Below are 11873 nucleotides of genomic sequence, written 5' to 3'. Positions count from 1 at the left end.
GGTCCGGGGGCTTCCCGGGGACGCCGCGATGCGGTGGAATCTTGGGGCGCCCCGACCCCGGGGCGTCACCCCCCGAAGGAGCCCCCGGCGGACGACGACGAGGCGATCGCCCGTTCCCTGGACGGCGACCTGGCGGCCTACGAGGTCCTGGTCGCCCGCTACAGCGCGCTCGCGCACCGCACGGCGGCGATGCTCGGGGCCGGCGACGAGGCCGAGGACGTCGTCCAGGAGGCGTTCGTCAAGGCGTACCGTCACCTGGGCGGTTTCCGGCGCGGCGCGCCGTTCCGCCCCTGGCTGCTGCGGATCGTGGCCAACGAGACCCATGACCTGACCCGTTCCCGGGGCCGTCGCGCGGAGCTGGTCGCGCGGGTCACCGAGCTCGACCCGCCGGGCGCGTCGCAGAGCTCCGAGGACACGGCCGTCGCCACCGACCGGCGCGCCCGGCTCCTCGACCTGGTGCGCGCGCTTCCGGAGCGGGAACGCCAGGCGGTCGTCTGCCGGTACTTCCTGCAGCTGTCCGAGGCCGAGACCGCGCAGGTGCTCGGGCTGCCGGTCGGCACCGTCAAGTCCCGGACCTCCCGGGGCCTGCGCCGGCTGCGCGAGGAGGTGGACCGTGACCTCACCTGACGACGTCCCGCCGGGCGTCCCGTCCGAGGGCGCCGGAGCCGGCGACGGTGTGCCGTCCGGGGACGACCCCTCCCGGGCCGCCGCGCCCGGTGACACCGGCGGTGTCGAGGCCGCGCTCCTGGCCCTGGGGGAGGCTCTGGAGGTGCCCGCGCCGCCCCCGGCCGAGGTGGCGCTGGCCGTACGGGCCCGGCTCGAAGCCGCCGGGGAGGGCCGTCCCGCCGGGGCGTCCGACGGCGGTGCGCGGCCGGAACCGTCCTCCCGTCCCGGACCGCGGCGCGGGCCCGGGTGGCGCGGTGACGGGCGCGGGCCGGGGCGCGTCACCCGGCGGCGCGCGGCCGTCGCGGTCGCGGTCGCCGCCGCCCTCCTGCTCGGGGTCACCCCGGCGGGGCAGGCGGCGGTCGCGCGGGTCCTGCGGTTCGCCGGGATCGAGCTGCGCGTCGGCGGCCCCGGGCCGCTGCCCTCCGGGGTGGCCGCGCCGCTCCCGGGGGAGCGCCGGGTCACGCTGGAGGAGGCCCGGCGGCAGGCGGCGTTCCCCGTCTCGGTCCCCGCCGGGCTGGAGGACCCCGCCGACGTCCGGGTCGCCGACGACGGCCGGGTGGTGTCGCTGCTCTGGCCCGGCATCCGGCTGGACGAGTACGACGGCGTGCTCCAGGTCGTCTTCCGCAAGGAACTGGGGCCGCCCTGGCCGGACCAGGTGACGGTCGGCGCCTCGGCGGGATGGTGGATCCCGGGCCCGCACGGCCTGGTCTACCTGCCCCGCACGGGGGTCGGCGAGGCGCCCGCCCGTCCTCGCCGGGCGGAGCCGACCCTCATCTGGCAGAAGGGGAGGACGGGTCTGCGCCTGGAGGGGGCCGCCGACCTCCGGCGTGCCCTGGAGATCGCCCGGTCGGTCCGCTGAGCCCATCGAGCCCATCGAGCCCATCGAGCCCGCTGAGGCGCCGCCGTGCCCCGGAGATCGCCCTGTCGGTCCGCTGAACTCGCTGGGGCCGCCGAGCCCGAAGCCCGCCGGGACCCGGCCCCGGGCCTCACCGGCCGGGCCGCTCGAAATGCCGGGGGCCGGCGCGCCCCGTCGCGGCTCGCCCGGGACCCCGCGTCGCCCCGCCGGGTTCCGCCGTACGGCTCAGGCCGGGGACGCCAGCCAGCCGTCGATGTCCGCGAGCAGGTCCCGGCGTACATGCTCCGGGGCCGCCGACGCCCGGATGGACTGCCGGGCCAGCTCGGCCAGCTCGGCGTCGGTGAAGCCGTACACCTCCCTGGCCAGCTCGTACTGCCGCAGCAGCCGCGAGCCGAACAGCAGCGGGTCGTCGGCGCCCAGCGCGATCGGCACGCCCGCGTCGAACAGCCGCCGCAGCGGCACGTCCTCGGCCCGCTCGGCGACACCGAGCCCGACGTTGGAGGACGGGCAGACCTCGCAGGTGATCCCCCGCTCCGCCAGACGCTCCATGAGCCGCTCGGACTCGGCCGCCCGCACGCCGTGCCCGACCCGGTCGGCGCCGAGCAGGTCGACGCACTCGACCACGCTGCCGGCGCCCAGCAGCTCCCCGCCGTGCGGCAGGGACAGCAGCCCGGCCCGCTTGGCGAGCCGGAACGCCCCGTCGAAGTCGCGGGCCCGGCCCCGGCGCTCGTCGTTGGACAGCCCGAACCCGACCACGCCCTGGTCCATGTGACGGGTGGCGAGCCGGGCGAGCGTCTTGGCGTCGAGAGGGTGCCGGGTGCGGTTGGCGGCCACCACGACGGCCACGCCGATCCCCGCGTGCCCGGCGGCCTTGCGCGCGGCGTCGAGCATCAGCTCCAGGGTCGGGGTGAGACCGCCGAACCGGTGGGCGTACCCCGACGGGTCCACCTGGATCTCCAGCCAGCGCGACCCCTCAGCCGCCTCGTCCTCGGCGGCCTCCCGCAGCAGCCGGTAGACGTCGTCCTCCCGCTGCAGGACCGACCGGGCGATGTCGTACAGCCGCTGGAAGCGGAACCAGCCGCGCTCGTCGGTCGCCCGCAGCTTCGGCGGCCAGTCCTGGGCCAGCGCGTCCGGCAGGTGCAGGCCGTGTCCCCGGGCCAGCTCCACCAGCGTGGTGTGTCGCATCGAACCGGTGAAGTGCAGGTGGAGATGGGCCTTGGGCAGTGCGCGCAGGGGACGTGCCATTTCCATATGGTGCCCTACCCGGGACACTCCCGCGCACCGTAGGGCGGGGTGGCCTACCGCAGGAGACCGGAGGGGCGGCTGGGGCTCCAGGGAAAGACGGGTTTCACCGCGTGGTTACTCTACGCCTCTTTGCGATTACTTTACGTTGTGGGGGCCGGGTCGCAGACGGCGGCCCCGCACGAGCAGGAGGCACCCATGAGACGCGTGACCACCACACTCGGCGCACTCGCCGCGGCCGCGGCGCTCGCCCTGACCGTCTCCCAGCCCGCCCAGGCGGCCCAGGGGGCGCTGATCGTCAACGGGGCGGTCTACTACGACCCCAGCGGCTGCTACGGCTCCGACGTCTTCCCGCTCGACGTCGAGAACCAGGCCGACGACTACGCCTACGTCTGGAACGGCCCCTACTGCACGGGGGAGGTCGTCCTCGTGCTGAGCCCGGACACCGCCGCCGTCGTGGAGGAGGGGGTCAGCGTCTTCGTCGAGTGAGCCGGGCCCGGCCGCGGGGAACGCGCCTCCCCGCGGCCGGGCGGCCGTACGGCTAGCGCGCCTGGGTGAGGAACTTGGCGACCCGGCTGACGCCCTCGACCAGGTCCTCGTCGCCCAGCGCGTAGGACAGCCGGAAGTAGCCCGGGGTGCCGAACGCCTCGCCGGGCACGAGCGCGACCTCGGCCTCCTCCAGGATCAGCTCGGCGAGCTCGGCGGACGTCTGCGGACGCCGGCCGCCGAAGTCCCGGCCCAGCAGCTCCTTGACCGACGGGTAGGCGTAGAAGGCGCCCTTCGGCTCCGGGCAGAGCACGCCGGGGATCTCGTTCAGCATGCGGACCATGGTCCTGCGGCGGCGGTCGAACGCCTCACGCATCTCCGCCACGGCCGACAGGTCGCCGGCGACGGCCGCCAGCGCCGCGGCCTGGGCCACGTTGGAGACGTTGGAGGTGGCGTGCGACTGCAGGTTGGTCGCGGCCTTGACGACGTCCTTCGGGCCGATCAGCCAGCCGACCCGCCAGCCGGTCATCGCGTAGGTCTTGGCGACGCCGTTCAGCACGACGACCCTGTCGCCCAGCTCGGGAACGGCGGTGGCGATGCTCACGAAGCTCGCGTCGCCGTACGTCAGGTGCTCGTAGATCTCGTCGGTGACGACCCACAGGTCGTGCTCGGCGGCCCACCGGCCGATCGCCTCGACCTGCTCCGGGCTGTAGACGGCGCCGGTCGGGTTGGACGGCGAGACGAACAGCAGGACCTTGGTCCGGTCGGTGCGGGCCGCCTCCAGTTGCTCGACGCTCGCGAGGTAGCCCGTGGTCTCGTCGGTCACGACGTCGACCTGGACGCCGCCGGCCAGCTTGATCGCCTCGGGGTAGGTCGTCCAGTACGGCGCGACGACCAGGACCTCGTCGCCCGGGTCGAGCAGCGTGGCGAACGCCTCGTAGACCGCCTGCTTGCCGCCGTTCGTGACCAGCACCTGGGCCGCCTCGATCCGGTAGCCGGAGTCGCGGAGCGTCTTGTCGGCGATGGCCTGCTTCAGCTCGGGAAGGCCGCCGGCCGGGGTGTACTTGTGGAAGCGCGGGTTCCGGCACGCCTCGACGGCAGCCTCGACGATGTAACCGGGAGTCGGGAAGTCCGGCTCGCCCGCGCCGAAGCCGATGACCGGGCGGCCCGCCGCCTTCATCGCCTTGGCCTTGGCGTCCACGGCGAGCGTGGCGGACTCGGAGATCGCGGAGATACGCGCTGAGATGCGAGGACGGGTCATGGCTCCATGGTTACAGAACCGTGGCCCGCCTTCCGACGCCCATCCATGATGTGGACTCCCGCGCGCCGGACCGGCGGAGCCGCCGGGCCGTACGGCGATTCCGGTGCGGGGATGCGGCGCGGCGGGTGGAAAGGAGGCGTGACCAGGACGATCGTCCGCCGGTTCGACGTACGGGCCATTCCCACGTAGACTCCGGCATGGTCTTACCGCCTTCCGCGTGAATCGGCGGTCAAGACCGTGAGCCACGGACAAACTTCGGTCCAACCGATGTATGGTGGTTCATGTCTTAGGGCACTAGCGCAATTGGTAGCGCACCGGTCTCCAAAACCGGCGGTTGGGGGTTCGAGTCCCTCGTGCCCTGCGAGGAGCGGTCCGCGCATCAGGGCGTCTAGCGCGCCGCAGACATGCGTTGGACACGACGGATTTCGGGTGAGGACTGTGGCGATCGACACGCGCGGCGAAACCGCAGGCAAGCCGAGCGGTGAGAAGAAGGCCAAGCGTACTTCTCCTGCCCTTTTCTACCGACAGGTCATCGCTGAGCTGCGCAAGGTCATCTGGCCCACGCGCAAGGAGCTCATCTCTTACACCGTCATCGTCCTGGGTTTTGTTCTGATCATGGTCGCGATCGTGGCCGGTCTCGACGCGATCCTCACCGAAGGTGTGCTGCGGATCTTCGGCGGAGCCTGATCCGCCGCCAGGCGCGCTCGTCCCCGCGTCGTACCGCGGTAAGTCAATAGCCATCGACGGAAAGAGAATGAGTCACCGTGTCCGAGTCTTCACAGACGGCCGGCGAGCACCCCGAGGACCGGGTGAGCGAGCCGGAAGAGGCCGTCGACGTCGAGGCGAGCTCGCCGGTCGAGCCCGCCGAGACTGACGTCGAGGCCGACACCGAGGCCGCGGAGGCCCCGGCCGGCGCCGTCGATGAGGACGGAGACGTCCTTCCCGACGTCGACCCGGTCGAGGAGTTCAAGCGCGAGCTGCGGGGCCAGTACGGCGAGTGGTACGTCATCCACTCCTACGCGGGCTACGAGAACCGCGTGAAGTCGAACATCGAGACCCGCACGCAGTCCCTCAACATGGAGGACTACATCTTCCAGGTCGAGGTGCCGACCCATCACGTGACCGAGGTCAAGAGCGGCAAGCGCCAGCTCGTCAAGGAGCGGGTGCTGCCCGGCTACGTCCTCGTCCGGATGGAGCTCACCGACGAGTCCTGGTCCGCGGTGCGCAACACCCCCGGCGTGACCGGCTTCGTCGGCCTGTCCAACAAGCCGAGCCCGCTGAGCATCGACGAGGTCGCCAAGCTGCTCGCGCCCGAGCCGTCCGAGGAGACCAAGAAGACGACCGCCAAGGCCGCCGCCGCGACCGTCGACTTCGAGGTCGGCGAGTCCGTCACGGTCATGGACGGCCCCTTCGCGACGCTCCCCGCGACGGTCAGCGAGATCAGCGTCGAGTCGCAGAAGCTCAAGGTGCTGGTGTCGATCTTCGGTCGTGAGACCCCGGTCGAGCTGTCGTTCAACCAGGTCTCGAAGATCTGACCGGTTCACATACACTAAGTCGTTCGGTGGCCGTGTCCGCGAAGCACGGCCCGCCGACATGCTCCCGCACGCTCTGCGCGGGAGCCGCGTCAACCCGACGAGGACCCGGAGAGAACCATGCCTCCTAAGAAGAAGATCGCGGCACTGGTCAAGGTCCAGCTTCCCGCTGGCCAGGCCACGCCCGCCCCGCCGGTCGGTACCGCCCTCGGTCCGCACGGCGTCAACATCATGGACTTCGTGAAGCAGTACAACGCTGCCACCGAGGCCCAGCGCGGCAACATCATCCCCGTTGAGATCACCATCTTCGAGGACCGCACCTTCACCTTCGTCACGAAGACGCCCCCGGCGCCTGAGCTGATCAAGAAGGCCGCCGGTGTGGCCAAGGGCTCGCCCGTCCCGCAGAAGGACAAGGTCGGCAAGCTGACCCGCGACCAGCTGCGCGAGATCGCCCAGACCAAGATGCAGGACCTCAACGCCAACGACATCGAGGCGGCCGAGAAGATCATCGCCGGCACCGCCCGGTCGATGGGCATCACGATCGCCGACTAGTCACGGCGAGCCGGGCGTGAGCGGGCGTGGACCGAGGAGGTCCACCGGTCCCGCGAGGGCCCCGGAGGCGGGCGCGGCCGACGTCGCGCCGGCACCACAACCTCGAAGCAAGTGGAGGGGCCAGGCGCTGGCCCGTACCACGGACACTCGGATCCAGGAGTGATCAAGTGAAGCGCAGCAAGGGCTACCGCAACGCAGCGGCCCAGATCGACCGTGAGAACCTCTACAGCCCCACCGAGGCGGTCAAGCTGGCCAAGGAGACCAGCGTCGCCAAGTTCGACGCGACCGTCGAGGTCGCGCTGCGACTGGGCGTCGACCCCCGCAAGGCCGACCAGATGGTCCGCGGCACCGTCAACCTCCCGCACGGCACCGGTAAGACCGCCCGGGTCCTGGTCTTCGCGACCGGTGACCGTGCCGAGGAGGCCCGCGCCGCGGGCGCCGACATCGTCGGCGCCGACGAGCTGATCGACGAGGTCGCCAAGGGTCGTCTCGACTTCGACGCGGTCGTCGCCACGCCCGACCTCATGGGCAAGGTCGGCCGCCTGGGCCGCGTGCTCGGCCCGCGTGGCCTGATGCCGAACCCCAAGACCGGCACCGTCACCCCGGCCGTCGGCAAGGCCGTCACCGACATCAAGGGCGGCAAGATCGAGTTCCGTGTCGACCGGCACGCGAACCTGCACTTCATCATCGGCAAGGTGTCGTTCACCGAGCGTCAGCTCGTCGAGAACTACGCCGCCGCCCTTGAGGAGGTGCTGCGTCTCAAGCCGTCCGCGGCCAAGGGCCGCTATGTCAAGAAGGTCGCCTTCACCACGTCCATGGGCCCCGGCATCCCGGTCGACCCGAACGTGACGCGGGTGACGACCGCCGACGCCGAAGCCTGACGGCGATCACCTCTTCGAACGCGAGAGTCCGCGCGTAGACCCCGCCACGGCGGGGATCCGCGTGGACCCCGGGGCCTCAACCGAATCGGCCATTCGGTTGAGGCCCTTCGTGTTTCCTTCGTTCCTCAGGACGACGCGGACGCCGCGTTCGCCGCGTAGTGTCTTGGGCAGTTGAGGGGGAAACGAAGGGGTGATGATTAATGCGCCGATATGCTCCCGCACTCGCACTGGGAGCGGCCGCGCTGGTCACGGTCACGGGATGCGGTGCGCAGAGCGCCGGCTCCGGCGTGACGAGCGCCGGCTCGCTCGGGAACATCAAGCTGGCCGCCGCCGACGCGGTGCTGCAGAGCGCGCAGAAGGCGGAGGAGGCCACCTCCTACACCGCCGACCTGGTGGCCGAGACCACCGGCGGTGACCAGGGGGCGGGCAAGATCCAGGGCACCGTGCGCTACCAGAGCAAGCCTGAGCTCGCCGCGGACGTCACACTGGGCACGATCGCCTTCGGCGGGCAGAACGTCCCCGGCGGGGTGCGCGCGATCCTCACCGGCGACTCGGTCTACGTGAAGTCGGAGACGCTGCGGCAGTTCGCCGACACGACCAAGCCGTGGGCCAAGGTCTCGCTCACCGACCTCGGAGCCGGGGAGCAGACGAAGATCCGCGACCTCATGGCCCAGGCCCAGCAGTTCGACCTGGCCGGGACGGTCAAGATGCTGACGACGTCCGAGGACGTCAAGGCGGTCGGCACCGAGACGGTCGGCGGCGTGGAGACCACCCACTACAGCGGCACCTTCCCGGTGGACAAGGCCGCCCAGGCGATCGACCCGGCCAAGCGCGAGCAGGTCCAGCGGCAGCTCGCGGAGGTCAAGGACGTGAAGTTCGACCTGTGGGCCGACGCCCAGAGCCTGCCCCGCAAGGTCACGATGAGCGGCTCGGAGCGGGGCACCACGTTCAACGCGACGGCGCTCTTCAAGAACTTCAACGAGCCCGTGCAGGTCGCGGCCCCGCCCGCCGACCAGGTGGAGGAGCTGCGCGGGCACACCGGCGGCAACTGACGCCGGCCCGGCCTCTCGTACGGCCCGCGCCCCGGTCCCCTGCGGCCCGGGGCGCGGGCCGTACGGCTTCGGGGGCGGGCACCGGCGGTTCGCGGGCCTGTGAGGCGCCGTACGGTCCGGCGCGGCCGGGAGCGGGGGGAAGATGCCGGAGGAGGCGGCCGGCGGTCGGACGTGGCTCGTACGGCGATTTGGCGCATGCCCCGGCAGGGCGTATGCTGTCCGTGCCGAAGACCGCCGGTCGTCGTCATGCCTCATGGTGTGTCGACCCAAGGATCCACGTCGTGGACGGCCCGCGTAGGTGTGTAGTGAGTTTCCATTGGGAAAATGCCTTCCTTATGTGAGCCCCGTGCGCCTGCGCCGGGGCTTGTTCTTTTCTCGGGCCTTTGCCGGCGGCACATATGGAAGGAGGCCCATGGCGAAGGCGGAGAAGGCGACGGCCGTAGCCGAGCTCAAGAGCAGCTTCGAAGGCTCGAGCGCCGCCGTTCTGACCGAGTACCGCGGTCTCACCGTCGCGCAGCTCAAGCAGCTGCGCGTCTCTCTCGGTGAGAATGCGAAGTTCGCCGTGGTGAAGAACACGCTGACCAAGATCGCGGCCAACGAGGCCGGGATCAACCAGCTCGACGACCTGCTCGCGGGTCCGTCGGCGATCGCGTTCGTCAAGGGCGACGTGGTCGAGGCTGCCAAGAGTCTGCGTGACTTCGCCAAGGCCAATCCCCTCCTGGTCATCAAGGGCGGTGTCGTCGACGGCAAGTCGATGACGCCGGACGAGATCAGCAAGCTTGCCGACCTTGAGTCGCGTGAGGTTCTCCTCGCGAAGCTGGCCGGCGCTCTGAAGGCCAAGCAGGGCCACGCGGCCGCTGTCTTCAACGCGCTGCCCACCAACATGGCTCAGCTGGCCGAGGCTCTGCGTGCGAAGCGCGCGGAGGCGGGCGAGTAGGTCCGCGCAGGCGGCCCGGGGGATTAGCGCACACGAACCGCGGTCCCAGTTCTTAAGTTTTTAGATCCATACGGAGGAAACCATGGCGAAGCTCACCACCGACGAGCTGCTCGACGCTTTCAAGGAGATGACCCTCCTTGAGCTGTCCGACTTCGTGAAGCTCTTCGAGGAGACCTTCGACGTCAAGGCTGCCGCCCCGGTCGCCGTCGCGGCCGCCCCGGCCGCCGGTGGCGCCGCCGGTGCCGCCGAGGAGGCCGAGGAGCAGGACGAGTTCGACGTCATCCTCGAGGCCGCCGGCGACAAGAAGATCCAGGTCATCAAGGAGATCCGCGCCCTGACCAGCCTGGGTCTGAAGGAGGCCAAGGACCTCGTGGACGGCGCTCCCAAGCCCGTCTTCGACGGCAAGGTCAACAAGGAGCAGGCTGAGAAGGCCAAGGCCGCCCTTGAGGGCGCCGGCGCCACCGTGACCGTCAAGTAAGACCGTCGCGTACGAAGTATCACCGCGAAAAGAGCGGGTCCACCAGGTGCCGGTGGCCCGCTCTTTTCGTGTCTCCGGGGTCTTCTCCGGCCCTTCCCGGGAGCTTCCCGCCCTCCGCTCCCCGGCCCCTCCCAGGGCGCTTCCCGCCTTCCGGTCCCCGGCCCTTTCCCGCTCTTCTCCCGCGCCTCTCGCCTTCCGCTCCCAGGCTCCTCCCCGCTCCCGTGCTCTTCCGCGTCCTCTCGGTGGGGAAAGGCCGATGGCTCCGGCCGCCGGCGGGTTATGATCCGCCCGATGGGGCTCACCGGCCCGGTGGCCCGCGCCGTACGGCCGCCGGCTCGCGTCACGCGGTCCGGGATGGGAGGTGGGTTCCGATGAACGCCTCCCGGCGTCGCCTCCCGGGGCCCGCCGGCCTCGCACCGGGTCTGCTGGTCCTGGTGCTGCTCGGGGCGGCTCTGTGGGCGGGCGTGGGCCTGCGGGAGGCCCGGGCGGCGGCCGACGACCGCGAGGCGGTGCTCAGGGCGGCGAGGGAGCACGCCGTGACCCTGATGTCGGTCGGGTACCAGAACGTCGACGCCGACATGCGGCGCGTCCTCGACACCTCGACCGGGCAGGCACGGGCGGAGTACGCCCGTGACGCCGCCTCCCTGCGGGAGGCCACGGTCAGGGACAGGCTCCTGTGGACCGGGGCGCTGCGCGCCTCCGGGATCGTCTCGCTGACGGGGGACACGGCCGTGGCGCTCGTGGTCGGCGACGCGGTGGTCCGGGGGGACGGGAGCGAGAGCGCCCCCCGGGAGCAGTTCCGCCGGTGGCGGATGCAGCTGGTCAGGACTTCCGGGGGCTGGCTCGTGTCGAAGGTGGAGCAGGTCGCGTGAGGGGCGGATCCCGGACGGTCGCCGCGGCGCTGGGCGCCGTCGCGCTCGTGCTCGCGGTGGTGACCTGGGTCCTGTACGGCGAGCTGAGCCGGCTGCGCCAGGAGGAGGCCGACGGCCGCGAGGCGCTCGCGGCGGCCCGCCTGGTCGCCCCCGACATGCTCTCGTACGACTACCGCACGATCGAGCAGGACTTCACGCGGGCGGCGGGGTACACCACCGGCGGCCTCACCGAGCACTACCGCCAGCTCGCCAAGTCGCTGGCCCCGCAGGTCAGGCAGGAGCGCACGGTCCAGCAGGTGACGGTGGCGGGCGCGGCGGTGGAGTCGGTGCGGGCCGGCCGGGTCGACGTGCTGCTGTTCACGAACGTCGGCACGGTCAGGACCCCGCCCGGCGAGAGCGAGCCCCGGCGGCAGGTCGTCCAGAACCGTGCCCGGTTCGGCATGGTGAAGCAGGGTTCGCGCTGGCTGGTGGCGGAGCTGTCCACCCTGCTCGGCGCCCCTCCTCCCGCCTGACCGGCGTGGCGCGCCGGTCAATTATCGGCAAAATTCATGTTTGAGTTCGGTGCCGACCGGGGTAGATGAGCCACGGTAGTGTCGATCGTCAGCCCGTCATGGGCTAGCGTTCGAGCCGTCGTGCGACTGAGCGTTAGCCTCGGCGGGTCGTCGGGTATCGTCCTGGGGCCGATGGTGACGCGCGGTTCGCGGCGGGGAGAACTCCCGACGTCTCGGCCGTTCCTCGGCTGAAATGTCAGCTCGCGGGCTTGACGTTTCGGCGCTGACGAGCGATGCTGCGACCAACGTGGAGCATGCAGCGAGAGTGGACTGGACAGGTGTATGCCGTTCGGCTACACTGCCCCTTTGCGCTGCCCTTTGACGACCCGCTTCTTTTGGTGCTCCGATGCATGGTCGTCTGGCGTGCGTGTAGTCAGTCCGCCGCGAGCCCTCGGAAGGACATCTGTTGGCAGCCTCGCGCAACGCCTCCGCCGTACCCGCTGGTCCCCGTCGTGTGTCGTTCGCACGCATCCAGGAACCCCTTGAGGTTCCCGACCTTCTCGCTCT

At 71.3% G+C, this 11873-nt stretch carries 14 protein-coding genes and 1 tRNA gene; 13 read left to right on the top strand and 2 right to left on the bottom strand.

All coding sequences use genetic code 11. The annotated features are described in order from the left end of the window. Positions 1–33 precede the first annotated feature (33 nt). Positions 34–627: an RNA polymerase sigma factor gene (locus IEZ10_RS18480; RefSeq protein WP_189247761.1), complete on the top strand. Its 594-nt coding sequence runs from the start codon at positions 34–36 to the stop codon at positions 625–627. After that, positions 614–1525: a hypothetical protein gene (locus IEZ10_RS18475; RefSeq protein ID WP_189247760.1), complete on the top strand. Its 912-nt coding sequence runs from the start codon at positions 614–616 to the stop codon at positions 1523–1525. The genes IEZ10_RS18480 and IEZ10_RS18475 overlap by 14 nt, the downstream gene beginning before the upstream one ends. A 222-nt stretch (positions 1526–1747) precedes the next feature. Here the strand turns inward: IEZ10_RS18475 and IEZ10_RS18470 are convergent, their stop codons facing one another. Beyond that, positions 1748–2767, bottom strand: a complete 1020-nt coding sequence (locus tag IEZ10_RS18470; protein ID WP_189247759.1) for an adenosine deaminase — start codon at positions 2765–2767, stop codon at positions 1748–1750. Positions 2768–2962: 195 nt separating this feature from the next. Between IEZ10_RS18470 and IEZ10_RS18465 the strand changes: the two genes are divergently transcribed. Further along, positions 2963–3253, top strand: coding sequence for a hypothetical protein (locus IEZ10_RS18465; RefSeq protein WP_189247758.1), 291 nt, complete (start codon positions 2963–2965; stop codon positions 3251–3253). 52 nt (positions 3254–3305) lie between these two features. Here IEZ10_RS18465 and IEZ10_RS18460 read toward each other — a convergent pair whose 3' ends face one another. Then, a complete protein-coding gene (locus IEZ10_RS18460; protein ID WP_189247757.1) occupies positions 3306–4511 on the bottom strand; it encodes a pyridoxal phosphate-dependent aminotransferase in 1206 nt (401 codons plus the stop codon). Between the two features lie 288 nt (positions 4512–4799). Between IEZ10_RS18460 and IEZ10_RS18455 the strand changes: the two genes are divergently transcribed. From IEZ10_RS18455 to IEZ10_RS18410, 10 genes are all read left to right on the top strand, one after another. Beyond that, positions 4800–4872: transfer RNA gene (locus IEZ10_RS18455), tRNA-Trp, on the top strand. Positions 4873–4949: 77 nt separating this feature from the next. After that, positions 4950–5198, top strand: a complete 249-nt coding sequence (secE, locus tag IEZ10_RS18450) for a preprotein translocase subunit SecE (RefSeq protein ID WP_189247756.1) — start codon at positions 4950–4952, stop codon at positions 5196–5198. Positions 5199–5275: 77 nt separating this feature from the next. Continuing rightward, on the top strand, positions 5276–6046 hold the full coding sequence (gene nusG, locus IEZ10_RS18445; RefSeq protein WP_189247755.1) for a transcription termination/antitermination protein NusG: 771 nt from the start codon (positions 5276–5278) through the stop codon (positions 6044–6046). Between the two features lie 117 nt (positions 6047–6163). Next, positions 6164–6595 carry a 50S ribosomal protein L11 gene (rplK, locus tag IEZ10_RS18440; protein ID WP_179819708.1) on the top strand — a complete coding sequence of 144 codons (432 nt, stop codon included), beginning with the start codon at positions 6164–6166 and terminating at the stop codon, positions 6593–6595. A gap of 167 nt (positions 6596–6762) precedes the next feature. Further along, positions 6763–7476 carry a 50S ribosomal protein L1 gene (gene rplA / locus IEZ10_RS18435; RefSeq protein ID WP_189247754.1) on the top strand — a complete coding sequence of 238 codons (714 nt, stop codon included), beginning with the start codon at positions 6763–6765 and terminating at the stop codon, positions 7474–7476. A gap of 200 nt (positions 7477–7676) precedes the next feature. After that, positions 7677–8528, top strand: coding sequence for an SCO4651 family lipoprotein (locus IEZ10_RS18430; RefSeq protein ID WP_189247753.1), 852 nt, complete (start codon positions 7677–7679; stop codon positions 8526–8528). Between the two features lie 412 nt (positions 8529–8940). Then, positions 8941–9465 (top strand): 50S ribosomal protein L10, encoded by a 525-nt coding sequence (rplJ, locus tag IEZ10_RS18425; protein ID WP_179819705.1) that lies wholly within the window; start codon positions 8941–8943, stop codon positions 9463–9465. Between the two features lie 82 nt (positions 9466–9547). After that, positions 9548–9943, top strand: coding sequence for a 50S ribosomal protein L7/L12 (rplL, locus tag IEZ10_RS18420; protein WP_179819704.1), 396 nt, complete (start codon positions 9548–9550; stop codon positions 9941–9943). A 371-nt stretch (positions 9944–10314) separates the two neighbouring features. Continuing rightward, entirely contained in the window at positions 10315–10815 is a 501-nt protein-coding gene (locus IEZ10_RS18415) for an Rv1363c family protein (protein ID WP_189247752.1), read from the top strand. Next, complete coding sequence (locus tag IEZ10_RS18410) at positions 10812–11327, top strand: Rv1363c family protein (protein ID WP_189247751.1); 516 nt, start codon at positions 10812–10814, stop codon at positions 11325–11327. Before IEZ10_RS18415 ends, IEZ10_RS18410 begins: the two co-directional genes overlap by 4 nt. Positions 11328–11873: the final 546 nt, after the last annotated feature.

The sequence above is a fragment of the Streptosporangium pseudovulgare genome (assembly GCF_014648055.1).
In the GTDB taxonomy this organism is placed as follows: domain Bacteria; phylum Actinomycetota; class Actinomycetes; order Streptosporangiales; family Streptosporangiaceae; genus Streptosporangium; species Streptosporangium pseudovulgare.
The sequence above is the reverse complement of the archived record's forward strand: the minus strand, read 5'-3'. Positions and strand labels throughout refer to the sequence as shown.